This is a genomic window from Paracoccaceae bacterium (assembly GCA_012103375.1).
Taxonomy (GTDB): domain Bacteria; phylum Pseudomonadota; class Alphaproteobacteria; order Rhodobacterales; family Rhodobacteraceae; genus WLWX01.
The window spans coordinates 2,282,096-2,302,490 of sequence record WLWX01000001.1; the positions used below are offsets into that span (position 1 = coordinate 2,282,096).

The 20,395-nt window shown below is 60.7% G+C and carries 18 protein-coding genes; 6 read left to right on the forward strand and 12 right to left on the reverse strand.

The window, feature by feature from the left end:
* Positions 1-9: 9 nt before the first annotated feature.
* The 3 genes from GKR99_11640 to GKR99_11650 form a co-directional block, all read right to left on the reverse strand.
* Entirely contained in the window at positions 10-504 is a 495-nt protein-coding gene (locus GKR99_11640; GenBank protein NKB28163.1) for a GNAT family N-acetyltransferase, read from the reverse strand.
* The gene (gene purL / locus GKR99_11645) at positions 504-2,663 is read right to left on the reverse strand and encodes a phosphoribosylformylglycinamidine synthase subunit PurL (protein NKB28164.1); all 2,160 of its coding nucleotides are present in this window, start codon (positions 2,661-2,663) and stop codon (positions 504-506) included. The genes GKR99_11640 and purL overlap by 1 nt, the downstream gene beginning before the upstream one ends.
* A gap of 155 nt (positions 2,664-2,818) precedes the next feature.
* Positions 2,819-3,229: a hypothetical protein gene (locus tag GKR99_11650; protein ID NKB28165.1), complete on the reverse strand. Its 411-nt coding sequence runs from the start codon at positions 3,227-3,229 to the stop codon at positions 2,819-2,821.
* Between GKR99_11650 and GKR99_11655 the strand changes: the two genes are divergently transcribed.
* A protein-coding gene (locus GKR99_11655; protein ID NKB28166.1) for an IS630 family transposase occupies positions 3,228-4,186 on the forward strand; the annotation gives its coding sequence in 2 pieces (ribosomal slippage) (positions 3,228-3,569 and positions 3,572-4,186; 957 coding nt in all). The two genes, GKR99_11650 and GKR99_11655, sit on opposite strands and share 2 nt — an antisense overlap.
* Here the strand turns inward: GKR99_11655 and GKR99_11660 are convergent.
* From GKR99_11660 to GKR99_11695, 8 genes are all read right to left on the reverse strand, one after another.
* Entirely contained in the window at positions 4,158-4,886 is a 729-nt protein-coding gene (locus GKR99_11660) for a hypothetical protein (protein NKB28167.1), read from the reverse strand. The genes GKR99_11655 and GKR99_11660 overlap by 29 nt on opposite strands.
* Positions 4,887-4,992: 106 nt before the next feature.
* On the reverse strand, positions 4,993-5,871 hold the full coding sequence (locus GKR99_11665) for an EamA family transporter (GenBank protein NKB28168.1): 879 nt from the start codon (positions 5,869-5,871) through the stop codon (positions 4,993-4,995).
* A 9-nt stretch (positions 5,872-5,880) separates the two neighbouring features.
* A complete protein-coding gene (guaA, locus tag GKR99_11670; GenBank protein ID NKB28169.1) occupies positions 5,881-7,443 on the reverse strand; it encodes a glutamine-hydrolyzing GMP synthase in 1,563 nt (520 codons plus the stop codon).
* Between the two features lie 158 nt (positions 7,444-7,601).
* Positions 7,602-8,636, reverse strand: coding sequence for an ABC transporter permease subunit (locus GKR99_11675; protein ID NKB28170.1), 1,035 nt, complete (start codon positions 8,634-8,636; stop codon positions 7,602-7,604).
* A complete protein-coding gene (locus tag GKR99_11680) occupies positions 8,629-9,636 on the reverse strand; it encodes an ABC transporter permease subunit (GenBank protein NKB28171.1) in 1,008 nt (335 codons plus the stop codon). The genes GKR99_11675 and GKR99_11680 overlap by 8 nt, the downstream gene beginning before the upstream one ends.
* An 81-nt stretch (positions 9,637-9,717) precedes the next feature.
* The gene (locus GKR99_11685) at positions 9,718-11,433 is read right to left on the reverse strand and encodes a peptide ABC transporter substrate-binding protein (protein ID NKB28172.1); all 1,716 of its coding nucleotides are present in this window, start codon (positions 11,431-11,433) and stop codon (positions 9,718-9,720) included.
* Positions 11,430-12,497 carry an ATP-binding cassette domain-containing protein gene (locus GKR99_11690; protein ID NKB28173.1) on the reverse strand — a complete coding sequence of 356 codons (1,068 nt, stop codon included), beginning with the start codon at positions 12,495-12,497 and terminating at the stop codon, positions 11,430-11,432. Before GKR99_11690 ends, GKR99_11685 begins: the two co-directional genes overlap by 4 nt.
* Positions 12,490-13,494 (reverse strand): ATP-binding cassette domain-containing protein, encoded by a 1,005-nt coding sequence (locus tag GKR99_11695; GenBank protein NKB28174.1) that lies wholly within the window; start codon positions 13,492-13,494, stop codon positions 12,490-12,492. Before GKR99_11695 ends, GKR99_11690 begins: the two co-directional genes overlap by 8 nt.
* Positions 13,495-13,689: 195 nt before the next feature.
* Between GKR99_11695 and argE the strand changes: the two genes are divergently transcribed.
* Positions 13,690-14,853 (forward strand): acetylornithine deacetylase, encoded by a 1,164-nt coding sequence (argE, locus tag GKR99_11700; protein NKB28175.1) that lies wholly within the window; start codon positions 13,690-13,692, stop codon positions 14,851-14,853.
* Positions 14,854-15,158: 305 nt separating this feature from the next.
* Positions 15,159-16,325 (forward strand): amidohydrolase, encoded by a 1,167-nt coding sequence (locus tag GKR99_11705; protein ID NKB28176.1) that lies wholly within the window; start codon positions 15,159-15,161, stop codon positions 16,323-16,325.
* Positions 16,326-16,491: 166 nt separating this feature from the next.
* Here GKR99_11705 and GKR99_11710 read toward each other — a convergent pair whose 3' ends face one another.
* Complete coding sequence (locus GKR99_11710) at positions 16,492-16,707, reverse strand: hypothetical protein (protein NKB28177.1); 216 nt, start codon at positions 16,705-16,707, stop codon at positions 16,492-16,494.
* A 20-nt stretch (positions 16,708-16,727) separates the two neighbouring features.
* On the opposite strand from GKR99_11710, the gene GKR99_11715 reads away from it, so the two are divergent.
* From GKR99_11715 to GKR99_11725, 3 genes are all read left to right on the forward strand, one after another.
* Positions 16,728-18,014, forward strand: coding sequence for an MFS transporter (locus tag GKR99_11715; protein NKB28178.1), 1,287 nt, complete (start codon positions 16,728-16,730; stop codon positions 18,012-18,014).
* A gap of 63 nt (positions 18,015-18,077) precedes the next feature.
* Entirely contained in the window at positions 18,078-18,659 is a 582-nt protein-coding gene (locus tag GKR99_11720) for a DUF924 family protein (protein NKB28179.1), read from the forward strand.
* Between the two features lie 289 nt (positions 18,660-18,948).
* Positions 18,949-20,319, forward strand: coding sequence for a transposase (locus GKR99_11725; GenBank protein NKB28180.1), 1,371 nt, complete (start codon positions 18,949-18,951; stop codon positions 20,317-20,319).
* Positions 20,320-20,395 lie beyond the last annotated feature (76 nt).

Sequence of the window (20,395 nt, forward strand, 5' to 3'; positions counted from 1 at the left end):
GGTTCAGATTTAGGGGCGTTGGCCGTCTTCGGCAAGGTTCCGTTCGCTGAACAGGCAGGCCATTCGGATCAGATCGACCCGTTCGCCCGCATGGCTGCGCACGGCCTGACGCAGGCAGCCTTCTTCGACGAAGCCAAGTCGGCGGTAAAACGCAATTGCGCGCGCGTTGCCGGAGTAGACTTCAGTTTCGACCCGGAACATCCCGAATTTGTTGAACATCTCGTCAAGAACGGACTGTGCGAACGCCGATCCCAGGCCCTGGCCGGTGGGGAAGGTTCCGAATTTGCGCAACTCGGCAAAGAAGTGGCGGCGCGTTTCCAATGCCAGCATCGCCATGCCGCAGATGGCGCCGCCGATGTCCCAGACCAACAGGGCGCGTTCCGCATGGGCGATCATCTTGTCATAGCTGTCGGCGCTGACGGGGTTGAAACCGTCCAGCATGCCCGGCGCACTCTGCAATTCCATCAGGGCAGGGATGTCGCCCGAGGTTGCGTGCCGCAGCATCAGGCCACAGCGTCGGCAAACGCGCTTCGGTACAGGGCCGCCAGTTCGGACAGCGGCGCGCTGCTGCGTCCAAAGGTGACGGCGTCACCGCCGAACCTGCCAACGCAAGCGATCGGCACCCTGGCCTGCGCGGCAGCCGCCATCAGCGCCTCGGCCGCGTCGAAATCACAGGCCAGCAGGTAACGCGCCTGATCTTCGCCAAACAAGGTCGGGATGTCGGCGGCGTCCAGGGCGACGCCGATCCCTGAGGCTTCGGCCATTTCGAAAGCGGCCAATGCCAATCCGCCATCGGACAGGTCGGTCGCGCCGCCAATCCAGCCTCGATTGTTGCGCACAAACTCTCCGTTGCGTCGCTCGGCCGTCAGATCAACCGGCGGTGGCGCACCGTCGCGCCGCCCCCAGGCTTCGGCCAGCAGTGCGGAACAGCCCAGGTGGCCGACGGTTTCTCCAACCAGCAGCACCATCTGCCCGGCCTGCGCCGTGCCGCCAATCGGCGCTTCACCAGCCCCGATCAGGCCCACGGCCCCGATCGTCGGGGTCGGCAGAATGCCGGTGCCGTCGGTTTCGTTATAAAGGCTGACATTGCCCGACACGATCGGCATATCCAGCGCCGCGCAACCCGCACCGATGCCTTTGATCGCGCCGACCAACTGGCCCATGATCTGTGGTTTTTCCGGATTTCCGAAGTTCAGATTATCCGTCGATGCCAGAGGCTTGGCACCCACTGCTGAGAGGTTGCGATAAGCCTCGACCACGGCCTGCGCGCCGCCAACCTCGGGATTCGCCACCACATAGCGCGGCGTCACGTCCGAGGTGAAGGCCAGCGCCTTGTCGGTGCCATGCACCCGCACGATCCCGGCGCCCTGACCGGGGGTGCGCAGCGTGTCGGCCATCACCTGACTGTCGTATTGGTCCCAGACCCACTGCTTGGCGGCGTAATTCGGCGATCCGACCAGCGTGCGCAGCGCATCAACCGGGTCAATCGCGGGCACATCCCCCAACGCTGCCGGGGCCGGGGTTTCGACCCATTTGCGGTCATATTCCGGCGCGGTCGAGGCGAGTTTTGACAGCGGCAGATCGGCCATGACGGTGTCGCCGTGGACGATCAGAAAGCGATCCTCGGCAATGGTTTCGCCAACGACCGCGAAATCGAGGTCCCATTTGTCGAACACTGCCCGCGCGATGTCTTCCTTGTCGGGGTCCAGCACCATCAGCATCCGTTCCTGGGATTCCGACAGCATCATTTCATAGGCGGTCATATTCTCTTCACGCACCGGCACCGCGTCGAGGGTCAGCCGCACGCCCAAGCCGCCCTTGTCGCCCATTTCGACCGCAGAACAGGTCAGCCCCGCCGCCCCCATGTCCTGAATTGAAACGACCGCGCCGGTCTGCATCAGCTCCAGACAAGCCTCCAGCAGGCGCTTTTCGGTGAACGGGTCGCCGACCTGAACGGTTGGGCGCTTGTCCTCGATGGTGTCGTCGAATTCCGCACTGGCCATTGTGGCACCGCCGACCCCGTCGCGCCCTGTCTTTGCGCCCAGATAGACGACGGGACGGCCCACGCCAGAAGCGGCGGAATAGAAGATCGCATCTGCATCGGCCAATCCGGCGGCAAAGGCGTTGACCAGACAATTGCCGTCATAAGAGGCATCAAACCGAACCTCTCCGCCAACCGTCGGCACCCCGAAGGCATTGCCATACCCGCCGACGCCTTCCACGACACCCGCCACCAGAGACCGGGTCTTGGGATGCTCGGGCCGCCCGAACGACAGCGAGTTGATCGCCGCAATGGGGCGCGCGCCCATCGTGAAGACATCGCGCAGAATGCCGCCAACACCTGTGGCCGCGCCCTGATAGGGTTCGATATAGCTCGGGTGGTTGTGGCTTTCCATTTTGAAAACAACGGCTTGCCCGTCTCCGATGTCGACGACGCCGGCGTTTTCGCCGGGTCCGCAAATCACCTGCGGCCCTTCGGTCGGCAGCGTTCGCAGCCATTTTTTCGAGGATTTATAGGAACAATGCTCGTTCCACATGGCCGAAAAAATGCCGAGCTCCGTGAACGTCGGTTCCCGGTTCAGCAGCCGAATGATCTCGGCGTATTCGTCGTGCTTCAGCCCATGTGCGGCAATCAGCTCGTCAGTGATTTCTGGTTCCTGCATCGCGTCCCCCCGCCCGTCGTGCGTCTTCTAGGCGAAGGCGTCGCGCTGGAAAAGGGTGCCATTGCCGCAGGCACCTGCCTGCGTACCAGGCGAACATACAGGTTCCGCGCGCCCCTGGGGGTGGGGCGCGCGGCGTCACGACTACTGCGGTGGCGTCAGCCGGCCGAGGCTTCCAGTCGCGAGACGAATTCCGCCGCCGTCATCGGCAGCGTGATTGAGCCTGAGGCCGCGGCATCCGCCGACATCCGCAGGGTCACGGTGCGCGGGTCAACGCCCAGCCCGCCGTTCACGCTGAGGCGCACATCAATCATGCCGTTTGGTGCGGCGCTCACCGAGCGGATGGTGCCTGCAACAGCGGCATCCGCCGTCGCAATGGTTTCGCCCACAAGTGCCTGCGCGTCACTGACTGCGGCGTCGGCGGCGTTGGCAGCCGCACCTGCGGCGCTGGCGACATTGCCGCCCTCGGCATTGGCCGAAGCGCTAAAGCGTTTCGGCTTGAACCTGAATCGCGAGGGATTCCCTTGAGACCTGATCTGTGATTCATCCTGTTTGGGAGGATGGATCATGTCAGCACCTTTGCCATCTGCGCTTCGGATACGGTTTCAGAGATACATTGAAGAAGGGTTGAGCGGGCGCGCGGCGGCGTTGCGGTTGAAGCTGTCGCCTGCCACAGGCGCGCGGTGGGCGCGTCAGGTGAGGATGAAGGGTCATGCGGAACCTGCCCGGCAGGGACCGCCGCGCGGCAAGGGAAAGCTGGCTCCGCATCGGGAATTCTTTGAGGAGTTGATCGCACAAGACCCTGACATCACGCTCTTTGAGTTGCGTAATGCGCTGGCCGATGCAGAGGGTGTGCGGGTGCATCACTCCTCCATCGCCAACCTTCTGTCCCGGCTCGGCTTCACGTACAAAAAAAGTCGCTGGTCGCAACCGAGCGCCGCCGCGCCAAGGTAAGGCAGCAACGGGCCGACTGGTTCAGATACCGCTCGCCAGCCATTGCGACCTTTCCTGAGCGCGTTGTCTTTATTGACGAAACCGCAGTGAAGACAAACCTCACGCGCCTACGCGGCAGAGCCAAGCGCGGTAAGCGCCTGACGATGGATGCGCCCTTCGGAAGCTGGGGAACCCAAACCTTGATCGCGGGCCTGACCCAAGGCGCGCTGATCGCACCTTGGGTCATCAAGGGAGCGATAGATGGCCCCGCCTTCGCGGCCTACATCCGCGAAGTGCTGGTCCCCGAGATCAACCCCGGCACTGTCGTCATTCTCGACAACCTGGCAACCCACCGGAATAAGGAGGCGACGCAGGCTTTACGCAATCACGGCTGCTGGTTCCTTTACCTGCCACCGTACTCGCCCGACCTGAATCCCATCGAGCAGGCCTTCTCTAAACTGAAAGCCCATTTGCGACGGATCGGGGCCAGGTCCTTTACCCAGGTCTTCGAAGCAATCGGAGCAATCTGCGATCTCTACGACCCAGTAGAATGCTGGAACTACTTTAAGGCCGCCGGATATGTCTCAGGTTAATGTCGAAACGCTTTAGCGAGCGTGGCGTGATGATTTCGGTCTGCGACGACCGCGGCGCCCCGGCATCAAGCGGCGACATTTCGACCGTGTCCAGCGAATGCTCGACCTCGGAATTATAGGTCAGCGCGACACGCAGCGCGATCTCGGGCTTTTCATAGGCCGCGCCGACGACATAACCGACGCCCCAGTCCGGTGAGCCGACGACATCATAACCGAACACCGGGTCTATAAACGGAATGTTGGCCGTTGCCTCGACCTCTTGCAGGCGCAGGCCGCCGAAGACGCTGATGTTGGATGGCAGATTGTATTGCAGCACCCCGGTCAGGGCCTGCGACGAAAACTCGGCCACGGCGTCGGCCGCAAAATAGAAGGGCGAGGCATCTGAATAATCCACCGCTGCGCCGAAAGGCTGATCATAGATCAGCGCATAGGACAGCGTTTCGTTCAGGTCCGCCTTATAGGCAGCGCCGAAATTCGCAAAATGGGGTGAGACTGAACCGGATTCAAACCCGGCACCCGGCCCAAGCAGCGGACCGGCAACGCCCGAGACGTTCGGGTCAACACCGCCGAACGAAAGTTTCGCATATCGACCCTGTTCGAACAGCACCGCCAGGCTTTGCCCGCTGCGGTCCAATCCGCCCGCATTGGCAACGGTTGCAGTTGCAACAAACACTGTCGCTGCAGTTCTGAACATGTTCATTACTCGATATCCTGTGAAACCGCTCGTTTAAGACATCAGGTTACGGCGCTGCGCGACTTGCACAAATGTAACCTTCACGTCACGGGGGCAGATCGGGGCCGGACCGTCACTTATTTGGCACAGATCGGGCCTCGCGCCAGATATTTAGGTAGTTCGCGCCGAATATGATGGCCGCGCCAATTAGCACCATCGGGTCGAGCGATTCGTTGTAAAGCCACACGCCGATCAGCGCGATGACCGGCAAGCGGGCGAAATCGACCGGCATGACAACGGCGGCAGGGGCCAGTGACAGGGCGCGCGTCAGGCAGAAATGCGCCAGCAATCCGCCAAGCGCGACCAGCACCACCCAGGGCCATATCAGGGCCGATGGCCAGGCAATATCGCCATCAAAGCCTGCCGTGATCACGCCAAAGGTGGCCTGCATTGCGGTCAGCCAGAACAGGATCGTGGTGATGCTGATGCTGCGCGCCAGCAGCCGGGTAAGCACCATAGAGATCGCGAAACCCACCGCGGCCAGCGCGCCGGCGATGACACCCCAGCCGATGGGGTTAATCCAGGGACGGGTCACGATCAGAATACCGACAAATCCGGCAATCAGAGTGGCGGCGCGAAAGCCGGTGATCCGCTCGCCCAGAATGAACACGGCCAGAAGCGTTGCCCAAAGCGGGCCGGTGAATTCCAGCGCAAAAACCTGCGCCAGCGGGATAAGTGTGATCGCAAAGAACCACAGGTTCTGGCCTGTGAAATGGCCGATGTTGCGGATCAGGTGAAGCCCGAAATGCCGGGTCGAAATCTGCCCTAGCGTCCCGACCCAGCCGCCCACCGCAAGCACGATCGCCAGCCCGATGAAGGATCGGTACATCATCAGCTCGAACGTATCGAGTTCCGGCGCAATCGCCCGCCCGGCGACGGCCATGGACGAAAACGAGACAATCGCCCCGATCATCCAGAACGCCGCCCGAACGGGGTTTTGGTCAGTGGGCATCCGCGCGCGTCATTCCCATTCGATCGTGCCCGGCGGTTTTGACGTGATGTCATAGGTCACGCGGTTGATGCCCGGAACCTCGGCCACGATGCGGGTTGAGGTTTCCATCAGGAAGTCGTGCGTGAACGGATAGACATCCGCCGTCATCCCGTCGACCGAGGTGACGGCGCGCAGGGCGCAGGCGAAATCATAGGTGCGCCCGTCGCCCATGACGCCAACGGTGCGGACCGGCAGGATGGCGACGAAGGCTTGCCAGATCTCGTCATATAGACCGTGTTTGCGGATCTGGTCGATATAGACGGCATCGGCGCGGCGCAGGATGTTGAGTTTCTCGCGCGTGATCTCTCCGGGGCAGCGGATGGCAAGGCCGGGGCCGGGGAAAGGGTGGCGGCCGATAAAGCTGGCGGGCAGGCCCAGTTCGCGGCCCAGGGCGCGCACCTCGTCCTTGAACAGCTCTCGCAGGGGTTCGACCAGCTTCAGACCCATCTTTTCGGGCAGGCCGCCGACGTTGTGGTGGCTTTTGATCGTGACGGATGGCCCGCCGGAAAAGCTGACGCTTTCGATCACGTCGGGGTAGAGCGTGCCCTGGGCGAGGAACTTTGCGCCGCCCACTTCGCCTGCGTGTTTCTGGAACACGTCGATGAACAGGCGGCCAATGATCTTGCGTTTGGTTTCGGGGTCGGATTGGCCGTCGAGTTCTGACAGAAACAACTCCTGCTCGTCCGCGTGGATCAACGGGATGTTGTAGGTGTCGCGGAACATGCCGACGACCTCGTCCACCTCACCCTGTCTGAGCAGCCCGTGGTCAACGAACACGCAGGTCAACTGATCGCCGATGGCTTCGTGGATCAGGACGGCGGCGACCGAGGAATCCACACCGCCCGACAGCCCGCAGATCACCTTGGCGTCACCGACCTGTTCGCGGATTTTCGCGATAGCCTCGGCCCGGTAGGCGCCCATGGTCCAGTCGCCGGTGAAGCCTGCAAGGCGGATGAAATTCTCATAGAGTTTCGCACCGTTCGGGGTGTGGTGCACCTCGGGGTGGAACTGGACAGCAAAGAAATTGCGGGCTGGGTCGGCGACGACAGCATAGGGCGCGTTGGGGGAGGTGGCGAAAACCTCGAACCCCGGGGCGATTTTTGAGACGTGGTCGCCGTGGCTCATCCAGACTTGTTCGCGGTCGGTGTCGTCGGCGAACCAACCTTCCAGAAGGCCCAGGTGGTTGACCGAGGGCGCGACATAGGCGCGGCCAAACTCGGCAGTTCCGGCGCCGCGTTCGACCTGGCCGCCCAGCATCTGCATCATCACCTGCTGGCCATAGCATATGCCAAGGACCGGAACGCCAAGGGCGAAGACGCTTTCGGGTGGACGCGGGGAGCCTTCGTCAATCACGCTGCACGGACCGCCTGACAGGATAACGGCCTTGGGCGCGAAGTCAGACAGGAAGGCGTCGGTCACAGCCTGGTAGGGATGGATTTCGCAATAGACATTCAACTCTCGCAGGCGGCGCGCGATCAGCTGCGTTACCTGGCTGCCGAAGTCGATGATAAGCAGGCGGTCATGTTGGGTCATGAGGTTGGGATATGCGCGCGGGCAAGGGGCGGCAAGGGGGAATGCGGTTGCAGTTCTGATTCCGTGCACGGGGTGGGGTGTCGGTCTTTCGTGGCGTGCCACTTCCCAACTGGTGCGGAGTATTCAGGCGGTCAGATCCCCGGCTGGACGCTTGCGCGTTACCGCCCCCGGATCCTGGGATCCAGCGCGTCGCGCAATCCGTCGCCGATGTAATTCACGCTGAGCACGGCGAGCGAGATGAACACGCCCGGCCAGACGACACGTTCGGGATACTGCTGTAGGTAGTCGGTGCCGTCGAACAGCAGGCGACCCCAGGTCGGGAAATCGCTTGGGAAACCAAGGCCAAGGAAACTGAGCGCGCTTTCGGTGATGATCGCGTTGGCGATCCCGAGGGTGGCCGAGACCATGATCGGGCTCATCACGTTGGGCAGGATGTGGCGGGTCACCATGCGGCGGCTTGGGGTGCCGATGGAGCGGGCGGCCAAAACGAACTCGCGCTCTTTCAGCGCCAGCACGTCGCCGCGCACGATGCGGGCGGTTTGCATCCAGCTGGTGATGCCGATGACGAAGACGATCAGGATGAATATCCCCTCGGCCGGGCCAAAGGCGGCGCGCAGCGGGTCGCGAAACAGCATGATGATGACCAGCAGCAGCGGCAGCAGCGGCAGGGCCAGGAACAGGTCGGTGAACCGCATCAGCAGCCCGTCGAGGCGTTTGAAGTATCCCGCCATGACACCGATTCCGGTGCCCACGATCAGCGCCAGCGCCATGGCCGTCATCCCCACCGCCAGACTGACCTGCCCGCCAGAGATCATGCGCGCCAGGATATCGCGGCCCAGTTGATCGGTGCCCAGTGGATGTGCCCAGCTGACCTTGAGCCCCTCAGCCTCGGACGGGTTCGCAAAACAGCTCAGGATCGCACTCCAATCCTGGCCAAAACAGGCGACAATGTGGCGTGTGTTCTTGGCGCGAATGTCGATGAATGTCGCATCCAGCGACCACAGGAACGGCCCCAGCACCACAAGTGCGACAATCAGCAGAAAGCAGGCGAGGCCCAGCAGAGCGCCGCGATGTGTGCGGAATTGATCCCAGACGTCCCACCATTGGTTGCGGGCCGTTCGGCGGGCCTGGACCGGGGCCTCGGCCAGTGTTTCGGGCGTGGTGGGGGGGATGTCGATGGCCGGATCAGTCATAGCGGATCCTCGGGTCGAGAACGCCGTAGAGGACATCGGCAATCAGATTGAACAGTACGATCAGCACGGCGAAGATGAAGGTCAGTGTTTGCACCATCGGCAGGTCGTTGGCCTGAATGGCGGTGATCAGCAGTTGGCCAAGGCCGTTCACCTTGAACACCTGCTCGGTAATGATGGCCCCGCCGAAGACCTGCGGCACGCCCAGCGCGATGACGGTGACGACCGGGATCATCGAGTTTCTGAGCACATGCATCAGCACCACGACCTTTTCGGTCATGCCCTTGGCGCGCGCGGTGCGCACATAATCCTGGTTGAGGTTGTCCAGCATGCTGGCGCGCATGAAACGGCTGATTTGTGCGGCGTTGAACAGCGCCAGCACCAAGACCGGCATGATCATCTGCTTCATCTGGAACACGAAGCTGCCCCAGTCGTTGACCACATGCGTCGTGTCATAGATCGACGGGAACCAGCCCAGATTGACCGAGAATATGACGATCAGCAGCACGCCAGTAAAGAAGGTCGGGACCGAAAAGCCGATCATGCTGACGAAGGTGCCGATCTGGTCGAAGATCGAATATTGCTTGTAGGCCGAGATGACGCCGATCGGCAGCGCAATAAGAACCCCGATCACATAGGACATGCCGACAACCCACAGCGTCTGGGGAATGCGCTGCACGACGATGTCCATCACCGGGCTGCGGGTCTGCCAGCTGATCACACGCAGCTTGCCCTCGGCGAAGGTCGTGCCGAACATGTGGTCGATCAGGTTCTGCGGCTCGACCCAGAAAAACTGGATCATCCATTTCACGAAGCGGATGTGCCAGGGTTCGCCCAGGCCAAGCGCCTCGCGCATCCGCTCTTTCACTTCGGGCGGTACGGTCAGCGGGACGTTGGCCATCGGGTCACCGGGGGCCAGTTCCAGCAGCATGAAGATGACCAGCGAGATGAAAATCAGCACCGGGACAGAAAGCAGAAGTCGTCTGATCGTGAAATTCAGCATCGACGCCTCGTTTATGGTCCGGTTTCAGGGAAGCGGCCCCCGCCGGGAATGGCAGGGGCCGCAGAGGTTCAGTTTATCGGATTACATTTCGACCCGGTGCCAATCGGCAGCGTTCCAGATCTCGGAATCCCAGACGTTCATGATGACGCCGCCAAGGGTGTTTCCGTGGGCGGCGTTACGACCACGGTGCACCAGCGGAATAATCACGTATTCCTGCATCAGCATGTCGTTCATTGCTTTTGCCAGGCGTGCCCGTTCTGCGATGTCGCCGGTGGTCGCCATCTCGGCAACCAGGGCGTCATATTCGGCCGAACAGAAGCGCGGCATGTTGTTGCCCTGCCACTGGGTTTCCGGCCGTGGTGCCTGATCACAGGACCAGTTGGCCATATAGGCCTCTGGATCCGTGCCATCGAAGTTGTTGGTGTACATTTCGATGTCGGCAAAGAACTTCTGGAACGTATCCGGCGAACCGGGGTCCGAGCCGAAGAACACCGATGCGTCGATGTTGCGCAATTCGGTTTCAACACCGATCTCGCTCCACCACTGCTTGATCAGCGCCTGGAAATCCTGGCGCACGGCATTGGTCGACGTCTGGTACAGGACCGACAGACGAACGCCGTCTTTTTCGCGGATCCCGTCAGAACCTGCGACCCAGCCATTGCTTTCCAGCAATGCCTTGGCACCTTCGATGTCCTGAGTGAGGCAGGCATCGTTGGCAGCAGAGGCAAAGACAGCCGGGGCTGGCAGAACGTTACAGGTTAGTCGGCCAAAGTCACCATAACCAACCTCGACCAGCAACTCACGGTCGATTGCCATCGACAGTGCCTGGCGGACGCTCTTGTCGGTCAGGAATGGATGCGGATGTGCGGCAGTGCCACGCTCATCACCCAGATCCGGGTTCACGTCCGTCAGGTTGACCATGATCCGTTCAACCGAGGTGCCGAACGAGACGATGTTCTTGCCCTTACCGGCAGCTTCCATCTGGGTCAGAACTTCCGGTGCAAGCTGCAGGTTCCAGGCATAGTCAAACTCGCCAGTTTCCAGAACCGCACGACCAGCAGCAGCAGCGTCGCCACCCCCTTTGAAGGTCACCGTCGCAAATGCCGGCTTGCTGGGATCGCGGTAGTTTTCATTCGCGGCCAGCGTGATCACGTCATTGGGACGGAATTCGGTCACGGTGAAAGGACCGGTGCCGATCGGATTGAAGTTCTCCTCGGTGCATTCCGGCGCTTTGGCACCCAGGCAATCGGCAAACTGCGCCGCCTGAATGATCGGGGCCTGGGCACCGACGAACGGACCGTATGGGAACGGCTTGGCGATGCCGAAGGTCACCACAGCGGTCAGATCGTCCGGCGTGTCAACCGACACAACGTCGAGGTATTTTTCAGACTGCGCGCAGCCGCCACCCTCGGTGGTGCAGTATTCCCAGCTGAATTTGACATCAGCCGAAGTGACCGCAGTGCCGTCAGACCACAACAGGCCTTCGCTCAGCTTCCAGGTGATGGTTTTCAGGTCTTCCGATACGCCACCGTTTGCGACGGTTGGCACTTCGTCGACCAGCCATGGCACGATATTGCCGTCTTGGTCGTAGCGCGCCAAAGGCTCAATCACCAGCGAGGCTGCTTCCAGCTCTTTGGTGCCGCCCGACAGATACGGGTTCATGATTGACGGCGCTTGCCAGTAGATAATCTTCAACTCACCGTCACGTCCGCGTTCGCCCGCGTGGGACGCCGCGAACGCAGCAGGTGCGATGGCGGTCATCGCGGCTGCGCCCAGAAGGGCATATTTGAGTTTCATTTTGGTTCTCCTAGTTGGTCGCTCTGGGTTGCCTCAGTCGCAGCCGCCGTTTCGGGGGCGGTCTTGTTGGTTGTCTGGTTGTACAGATGGCATGCCGCATAGCGGCCCGGATGGATTTCGCGAAAATCGGGGTCGATCTGGCGGCAGATGTCCATGACCTTGGGGCATCGCGTCGAAAAATTGCAGCCTTTTGGCGGGTTTGCCGGGCTGGGCACGTCGCCTTGCAGAATAATCCGCTCAACCTTCGCCTCAAGGCTGGGATCGGGTTCGGGGACGGCGGACAGCAGCGCCTCGGTATAGGGGTGCAGGGGGTCGGAGTAGAGCGCGTCACGCGGCGCAAGCTCGACCACTTTGCCCAGGTACATCACCGCCACACGGTCGGCGATATGGCGCACCATCGACAGGTCGTGGCTGATGAACAGATAGGTCAGGCCCAGTTTTTCCTGCAAGTCCTCCAGCAGGTTCACCACTTGCGCTTGAATGGACACGTCGAGTGCCGCAATCGGTTCGTCGCAGACGATGAACTTGGGGTTCAGGGCCAGCGCGCGGGCGATCCCGATGCGCTGACGCTGACCACCGGAAAACTCATGCGGATAGCGGTCGGCGAAATCACGGTTCAATCCGACAGCGTCCATCAGGTCATAGACACGTTCCAGTCGATCCGCCTTGGACTTGCCCGAATGCTCCATCAGCGGCTCACCAATGATGGCGGCCACGGTCATGCGCGGGTTGAGGCTGGCTTGCGGGTCCTGGAACACCATCTGCATGGTCGGACGCAGGCGGCGCAGTTCTTCGTTCGACGCGTCGGCGATATTTGCGCCGTCGATCTTCACCACCCCATCGGTCAGTTCATAAAGGCGCAGGATCGCGCGCCCGCAGGTCGACTTGCCGCAGCCGGATTCGCCCACAAGGCCCAGCGTTTCGCCCTCGAATATGTCGAAGGTCACCCCGTCGACCGCTTTGACCGCCCCGACCTGCCGCCGCAAAATCCCGCCATGGATCGGGAAATGCATTTTGAGGTTATCAACCTCGACCAGTTTGCGGGCGGGCACGGCGTCAAGCATTCAGCGGTGCTCCTGTCGAGAAATCCCAGTGACAGGCGACATCGTGGCGCTGACCAACATCGCGTCGCAGCGGATTTTCGCTGTTGCAACGGTCGAACCGTTGCGGGCAGCGGTCGCGGAAGGGGCAGGCCACGGGCGCGGCGCCAAGGATCGGCGGCTGGCCCTGGATGACCTGAAGGCGGCTGGCGCGTTCGCCGCGCACGCTTGGCACGGTTTCCAGCAGCATTCGGGTGTAGGGGTGTTGCGGATTGCCAAACAGCTCTTTCACCGGGGCGTGTTCGACCACCTGACCGCCGTACATCACCAACACGCGGTCAGCGATGCCCGCGATCACGCCCAGATCATGGGTGATCCAGACGATCGCCATGCCAAGTTTCTGGCGAAGCTCTTTCACCAGTTCGAGGATCTGCGCCTGAATGGTCACGTCCAGCGCGGTCGTCGGCTCATCCGCGATCAGCACTTTGGGGTCGCAGGCCAGCGCGATGGCAATCATTACCCGCTGACGCATGCCGCCGGAAAACTGGTGCGGATAATCCTTCAGGCGGCGTGTCGCATCCGGGATGCCGACCAGGTCCAGCAATTCGGCCGCCCGTTTGCGCGCCGCTGCCTTCTTCAGGCCCATGTGCTTTTTCAGCGGCTCCATGATCTGGAAACCGACGGTGAAGACCGGGTTGAGGCTGGTCATCGGGTCCTGAAAGATGAAGCCGATATCGCCGCCACGGATGTCGCGCAACGTCTCGGCGTCCGTTTTCAGCAGATCCTGACCGTTGAACGTCACGGTGCCATTGCGCACCTCGGCCGGGGGCGAGGGCAGCAGGCCGATCAGCGACATCATGGTGACGGATTTTCCCGACCCGCTTTCGCCGACGACGCCCAGCAATTCTCCGGGGCTGAGTTCGAAACTGACCGAGTTTACGGCATGAACCTCACCCCCGCGGGTGCGGAACACGGTTTTCAAATTGTGAACGTCCAGAACGGGCGTTGCCCCATCGGGCATACGGGTGCCTCCCCAGGCGATTATTGTCTTTTTCCGATGCGTCTGCGGCTTCGGTTGGCAGGCACCGTAGCAAATTAAAAAGTTCCGGCAACATCTAACTCGTTGACGTGACGAAACTTGAGCGTGATTTGCACGGCCTTGACCATATCGGTCCGAAGGCTCAGGTTTCGCGCAATTAAATTGGCAGGGGGACCGATGGGTCAGCAACTATCTGCGCGCGAGATTCTCGAAAAACTGGTGAGTTTTCCGACGGTCAGCCGCGACAGCAACCTGGATCTGATCGACTGGGTGGAATCGTACCTGATGGGATTCGGGGTCCAGGCGACGCGGGTGTATAATCCGGAAGGCACCAAAGCGGCGCTTTATGCCAATGTCGGGCCGGTGGTTGACGGGGGGGTCGTCTTTTCCGGCCATACTGATGTTGTGCCTGTCGACGGGCAGGATTGGAGCACCGATCCCTTTGTTGTGACTGAAAAAGACGGCAAGCTTTATGGTCGCGGCACCTGTGACATGAAGGGCTTCGATGCCATCGCACTGGCCGCTGTGCCGCTGGCACTGGAACGCGGCGTGAAGCGCCCGCTTCAGATCGCACTCAGCTATGATGAGGAGGTCGGCTGCACCGGCGCGCCGCCGATGATCGACGAGATGGTCAAGCACCTGCCGCGTGCCGAATGCGCCATTATTGGTGAGCCTTCGACCATGCAGGTCGTCACTGGCCACAAGGGTGGGGCCGGGTTTCTGGTGCATATCAAAGGGTTCGAAGTGCATTCGTCGCTTATGAACACAGGCGTCAACGCGATCATGGAGGCCGCCAAGATCATTGATTGGGGCAACCAGCAAAACGCGGCGAACCGGGCCAAGACAGCGGCGCCCATGGATGCAATATTCGACCCACCCTGGACCACGCTGCACACCGGCCAGATTTCCGGCGGCACCGCGCATAACATCACCGCTGGCGATTGCCATTTCGGGTTCGATTTCCGCTGTGTGCCGGGCGAGGATCTTGAGGCTTGGAAAGCCGCATTGCTCGACAAGGTCGCCGAGGTGGAGGCAGGCATGAAAGCGGTCCGCCCGGAGGCGTCGATCACGGCGAGGAAACGCTTTCAGATCCCGGCCCTCGTGCCCGAGGATGACGGGGCTGCCGAACGCCTTGCGCGGCGTCTGACCGGGGATAACGGGACGCATGTGGTCAGCTATGGGACCGAGGCCGGGCAATTTCAGGAACGCGGGTATTCCGCCGTGGTCTGTGGCCCCGGCGACATCGCCCAGGCGCATCAGGCGGATGAGTTCATCGAGGTCGCTGAATTCGAAGCGGGGCAGAGGTTTGCGGCGAAAGTTGTGGAGTATTTGTGTGAATAGGGCTGAGCGCACAACTGATTAGACGGAATATAACTACAGTTGTGATTTACAGTCATGTGCACGGAATCAAGGCGCAGCCGCCGTGCACTCGCCAGCCCGTCCGGGCGGGTTGGCGATGGGTGAGGTAAGCGCTTCCTTCAGATTTGACGGGATCACGCAGCCATCCAAGTGCCCCGCACGACTGTTGGTTCGCCAACCCACGGGCTGGCAAGTGCACGGCTTGTACATTGGAGGCGGCGAAGGCAGTTTGGCAGCGCAATAATCGTCGACCGCGATGCCGAATTCACATATTCTCAGGACCCGCCATGCCCATCAAAAACCGCTTCGCTGACCTGCTGCCCGAAATCACCGAATGGCGGCGCGATCTGCACGAACATCCTGAGATCCTGTTCGAAACGCACCGCACCGCAGCCATCGTCGCAGACAAGCTGCGTGAATTTGGGTGTGACGAGGTGGTGACCGGCATCGCGCGCACCGGGGTTGTGGGGATCATCCGGGGCAAGGCCGACACTTCGGGCCGCACAGTGGGCCTGCGTGCGGATATGGACGCGCTGCCGATAGAAGAGGCAACGGGCGTGCCCTATGCCAGCAAAACCCCCGGCGCGATGCATGCCTGCGGCCATGACGGTCATACCGCGATGTTGCTGGGGGCGGCGAAATACCTGGCCGAGACGGGCAACTTCGACGGCACCGTCGCGGTGATCTTCCAGCCCGCCGAAGAAGGCGGCGGTGGTGGGCAGTTGATGGTGGACGAGGGGGTGTTCGACCGTTTCGCCATCGACGAGGTCTATGGCATGCATAACCAGCCAAACCTGGACATCGGCGCGTTCCGCATTCGCCCCGGCGCGTTCTATGCCTCGGCTGATATCTTCGACATTACGGTCACGGGGCAGGGCGGTCATGCCGCGAAACCGCATGAGGTGATCGACCCGATCCTTGTCGCCTCGCATATTGTGGTTGCCTTGCAGAGCATTGTTGCGCGCAACCTCCACCCCGACGACAAATGTGTCGTGTCGATCACCGCGTTCGAACCCGACAACGACGCTTACAACGTCATCGCGCAGACCGTCACGTTGCGGGGAACCGTTCGTACCATGACGCCCGCAACCCGCGATCTGGCCGAGGCGCGGCTGGGTCAGATCGCGCGGTCAACGGCGCAGGCCTTTGGTGCAACTGCCGAGGTTGCCTATACGCGAAAATACCCAGCGATGGTCAATTCTGAAACCGAAACCGATTATGCCGCTGCTGCTGCGCGCGCGGTTTCCGGGGATTGCGATACAGATGCAAAAATCACCATGGGCGGGGAGGATTTCGCCTGCATGCTGGAGGTTCGACCCGGTGCCTATATCGAGGTTGGCAACGGCCCGGGCGCCGGCGTGCACCACCCGGAATACAACTTTAACGACGAGGCGATCCCGCACGGCTGTTCCTATTGGGCGACCCTGGTGGAACAGCGACTTCCTGCCGCCTGATTTTGTCGGGTAACCCCCGGGGATCGTTGCCATAAAAATTATCGGATATGGCCGGACCCGGATCAGCCGATTGTGTTGAAAAACTCCGTTTTAGGGCCTGAACGATGATTTTTCTTTCCATGCAGCCCGATCCTAAATTTTTGGCGCGGGGGTCGGCCCAAATCGCCTACATGCGCTCACGCGCAGCCATGCGCTGTCTCGTGGTCAAAGCTTTCCGACTATTTCGCTTCATAGGTTTTCGCAAGAAATCCGCGACGCTCTGATTTCGGAGTTTTTCAACACAATCAGCCCAAAATGCCCCTTGCCCCGGCTTCCAAATGCGACCAAAGGCGTCGCGTCTGACCGAGCGCTGAGTCGTTTTTCGCGTTAGGCGCGTAAGCATTCGACTAAGGAATTCGGGCCATGTTTCAGGTACTCGGCAGCGCTTGGGCACTTTTGCTTGGCATGCTTTTGCTGATGATGGGCAACGGCCTGCAAGGCACATTGCTGGGCTTGCGCGGCGCGATCGAAGGGTTCACGACGATCGAGCTGTCGGTCATAATGTCGTCCTATTTCGTCGGGTTCCTTGGCGGATCGCGGGTTGCCCCGCTGATGATCCGCCGTGTCGGGCATGTGCGGGTTTTTGCGGCGCTCGGCTCGACCATCTCGGCGATTCTGGTGCTGTATCCGATGCTGGCCGATCCGGCCGCATGGAGCTTTCTGCGCATCATCTTCGGTTTCTGCTTTTCGGGCGTCTATGTGACGGCGGAAAGCTGGCTGAACAATGCGACGACCAATGACAATCGCGGCAAGGCGCTGTCGGCTTATATGATCGTGCAGATGGCCGGGATCACCATCGCGCAGGCGATCATCACGCTGGGCGATCCATCGGGGTATGAGCTGTTCATCATCCCGTCGATCCTGGTGTCACTCAGCTTCATGCCGATCCTGCTGAGCATCAATCCGACGCCCGCGTTCGACACCACCAAGCCGATGACATTGCGGCAGCTTTGGCAGGTCTCTCCGACCGGGTGTGTCGGCATGTTCCTGATGGGCGGTGTGTTTTCAACGCAGTTCGGGATGTCTGCGGTCTATGGCTCGCTTGCGGGTCTGAGCGTCACGCAGATTTCGACCTTTGTGGCGGCGATTTACATCGGCGGGCTGGTGTTGCAATATCCGATCGGCTGGATGTCGGACCGGATGGATCGCAGGCAGCTGATTGCGCTGACGGCGGTTGCGGGGATCGTCGTGTCGATCCTGGGTGCATTTTTGGGCGGGTTCTTCCCGGTGCTGCTGGTTGCGGCATTCTTTATCGGCGGGCTGGCCAATCCGCTGTATGCGCTGCTGATCGCCTATACCAACGATTATCTGGAACACGAAGACATGGCCGCGGCCTCGGGCGGGATGGTGTTCATCAACGGGGTCGGCGCGATTTCGGGCCCGTTGATCGTCGGCTGGATGATGGGGCAGGTGGGGCCGGTCGGCTTCTGGGTGTTCCTTGGCATCCTGATGGCTGCGCTTGCGGCGTATTCGCTGTGGCGGATGACACAGCGCCCCTCCACCCCGATTGATGAGACCGCAAGCTATACGCCGGTTCTGCCAAGTGCGACTCCACTTGCGGTTGAGCTGGCACAGGAATTTGATATCGAGACCGCGCTAGAGGAAGAAAGAATTGACGAAATCGAACCAGACCCTGTTGCCAAGTCTTAGCGGATTTGCAACGCTTCGACTCGTCTGGCGGGAAACGTAACTGACAACGACGGAGCATGTCGTATGACTACCCCTGACGAGGTTCTGGCTTATTGGCTGGACGAGAAAGGCCCCCCGGCGTGGTATGCAGGCGGGGACGATCTGGACGCTGATATCCGCGACAAATTTTTGGACACCTGGCAGCGTGCTGCTGATGGCGGTTTGTCGCTTTGGCTGACGCATGCGGCGGGGACGCTGGCATATATCATCATAACCGATCAGTTTTCGCGCAACATGCATCGCGGGTCTGGGTTGTCGTTCGCGACCGACCGGGCCGCGCGTTCGGCGGCGAAGATGGCGATCAAGCGGGAATGGGATATGCGGATCGACGAACCGGCGCGCCAGTTTTTCTATATGCCGCTGATGCATTCCGAATGCCTGTCCGATCAGGACCGTGCCGTGCGTCTGGTGAAGACGCGCATGCCAAAAACCGGGGCCGACAACATTGATCACGCCCGCGCCCACCGTGAGATCATTCGCATGTTCGGGCGTTTTCCGTTCCGGAACGCCGCTTTGGGCCGCAACTCCAGCCCGGAAGAGGACGCCTTCATGTCCGAAGGTGGCTATCGCGGGATCATGGACAAGCTGCAAAAGAAGGCAGCTTAGGGCGGTCACGTAGGACGACGCCACTGCAGCCGTGCGTTTGGCAGGGCTGAAGCATCATCCATTTGATCCGCAACGATGCCCGAAGATGAACGCCCGTCCTTAGCAGGGCGCGCGGCGGACCGGCGGGCTGGCGCAGGTAATTCCTGTGGCGATTCAGAGATTTAGGACGGGCCGCCTTTGGCGCGGCGCGGGCTGACGAATTCTCGGCGGCCCCGGATACTGTTGAAAAAGTCCGTTGATTGGCCGCGCACGCTCTGATTCACTTGTTTTGAGGGTGGAGGGTTCGGCGATGATGGGTCCAAGGCAAGTTGCGCAAGGCGCGCTGTTCTATGAGTTCTCGATCGAGAGTTTTGTGCCGAAGGATCATCCCGTCCGGGGAATTGATCGCTTCCTTGATCTGACAGGTGTGCGCCCCTTGCTCGCTTCATACTACAGTGCCAATGGCCGCCCTTCGATTGATCCTGAACTGATGATCCGCATGCTGTTGTTGGGCTATTGTCAGGGCATCCGTTCCGAGCGACGGCTTTGCGAAGAGGTTCATGTCAATCTGGCGTATCGTTGGTTTTGTAAGCTTGATTTGGCTGATCCAGTGCCCGACCATTCGACATTCTCTAAGAACCGGCATGGCCGTTTCCGCGAGAGCGGTTTGTTCCGACATTTGTTCGAGGTCGTTTTGCAGCGCTGCATGGATGAGGGGCTGGTTGGCGGCCACAGCTTTGGTGTTGATGCCAGTCTGATCCCCGCGAATGCAAACCAGACGCGCGGCGTTGAAAGCAAAGACGGACTGCCAGCAGATCTGACGTCCCGTGCCGTCGACGAATATCTCGAGACGCTGGATGATGTGGCCTTCGGTGCTGCGACCAAGGTCGTCCCCAAATACATCTCACCGGCTGATCCAGCAGCGCGTTGGACTGGGGCTGACGGGGGAGCCGCCTACTTTGCCTATTCCACTAACTATATGGTCGATTTGGATAATGCAGTCATCGTGGACGTCGAGCCGACGGCTCCGATCCGGCCTGCAGAGGCGCGGGCAGCAAGGGAGATGATCGATCGTGTACATGAGCGGTTTGGCATCAAACCTGACAAGCTTGTGGGTGATACGGGTTACGGATCAGCCGAGATGTTGGGCTGGCTTGTGGACGAACGTCAAATCGAACCCCACATTCCGGTCTGGGATAAGTCAAAACGAACTGACGGCACATTCTCACGCGAAGACTTTGTCTACGACCCGGCGACCGACAGCTATACTTGCCCGACCGGCAAAGCCTTGCAAACATATCGGCGGAACTTCTCAAAACCGCGAAAGCCCAATGGCAGCAAAGACGGGTTCATCAGATACCGAGCCTCAAAGCACGATTGCGACGCATGCCCTCTGAAGTCGCAATGCTGTCCGAAGGACGACGGCAGACGCCTTATGCGGTCCGTTCACGAAGCCGCCCGAGACGTCGCTCGCGATATCCGAAAAACAGATGCCTACATGACGTCGTTCATCCAAAGGCGGAAGGTTGAAATGCTCTTTGCCCACCTGAAACGATACATCGGCGTGCAGATGATGCGGCTTCGAGGACCCAAAGGCGCAACCGAACAGTTCCAACTCGCAGCAACAGCTCAAAACCTCCGGAAACTGGCGAAGTTGGTGCCAGCAACAGTGCCAACGTGAAAGAAAACGGCGCGCGGCCGCCTCTCGCTCAACAACGCGCCGACCAAAACATCGACTTCTTCAACAGTATCCCCGC

Coding starts and splice junctions, on each gene's coding strand:
- GKR99_11640 (NKB28163.1), bottom strand. CDS start 504: ATGCTGCGGCACGCAACCTCGGGCGACATCCCTGCCCTGATGGAATTG.
- purL (NKB28164.1), bottom strand. CDS start 2,663: ATGCAGGAACCAGAAATCACTGACGAGCTGATTGCCGCACATGGGCTG.
- GKR99_11650 (NKB28165.1), bottom strand. CDS start 3,229: ATGATCCATCCTCCCAAACAGGATGAATCACAGATCAGGTCTCAAGGG.
- GKR99_11660 (NKB28167.1), bottom strand. CDS start 4,886: ATGAACATGTTCAGAACTGCAGCGACAGTGTTTGTTGCAACTGCAACC.
- GKR99_11665 (NKB28168.1), bottom strand. CDS start 5,871: ATGCCCACTGACCAAAACCCCGTTCGGGCGGCGTTCTGGATGATCGGG.
- guaA (NKB28169.1), bottom strand. CDS start 7,443: ATGACCCAACATGACCGCCTGCTTATCATCGACTTCGGCAGCCAGGTA.
- GKR99_11675 (NKB28170.1), bottom strand. CDS start 8,636: ATGACTGATCCGGCCATCGACATCCCCCCCACCACGCCCGAAACACTG.
- GKR99_11680 (NKB28171.1), bottom strand. CDS start 9,636: ATGCTGAATTTCACGATCAGACGACTTCTGCTTTCTGTCCCGGTGCTG.
- GKR99_11685 (NKB28172.1), bottom strand. CDS start 11,433: ATGAAACTCAAATATGCCCTTCTGGGCGCAGCCGCGATGACCGCCATC.
- GKR99_11690 (NKB28173.1), bottom strand. CDS start 12,497: ATGCTTGACGCCGTGCCCGCCCGCAAACTGGTCGAGGTTGATAACCTC.
- GKR99_11695 (NKB28174.1), bottom strand. CDS start 13,494: ATGCCCGATGGGGCAACGCCCGTTCTGGACGTTCACAATTTGAAAACC.
- argE (NKB28175.1), top strand. CDS start 13,690: ATGGGTCAGCAACTATCTGCGCGCGAGATTCTCGAAAAACTGGTGAGT.
- GKR99_11705 (NKB28176.1), top strand. CDS start 15,159: ATGCCCATCAAAAACCGCTTCGCTGACCTGCTGCCCGAAATCACCGAA.
- GKR99_11710 (NKB28177.1), bottom strand. CDS start 16,707: ATGCTTACGCGCCTAACGCGAAAAACGACTCAGCGCTCGGTCAGACGC.
- GKR99_11715 (NKB28178.1), top strand. CDS start 16,728: ATGTTTCAGGTACTCGGCAGCGCTTGGGCACTTTTGCTTGGCATGCTT.
- GKR99_11720 (NKB28179.1), top strand. CDS start 18,078: ATGACTACCCCTGACGAGGTTCTGGCTTATTGGCTGGACGAGAAAGGC.
- GKR99_11725 (NKB28180.1), top strand. CDS start 18,949: ATGATGGGTCCAAGGCAAGTTGCGCAAGGCGCGCTGTTCTATGAGTTC.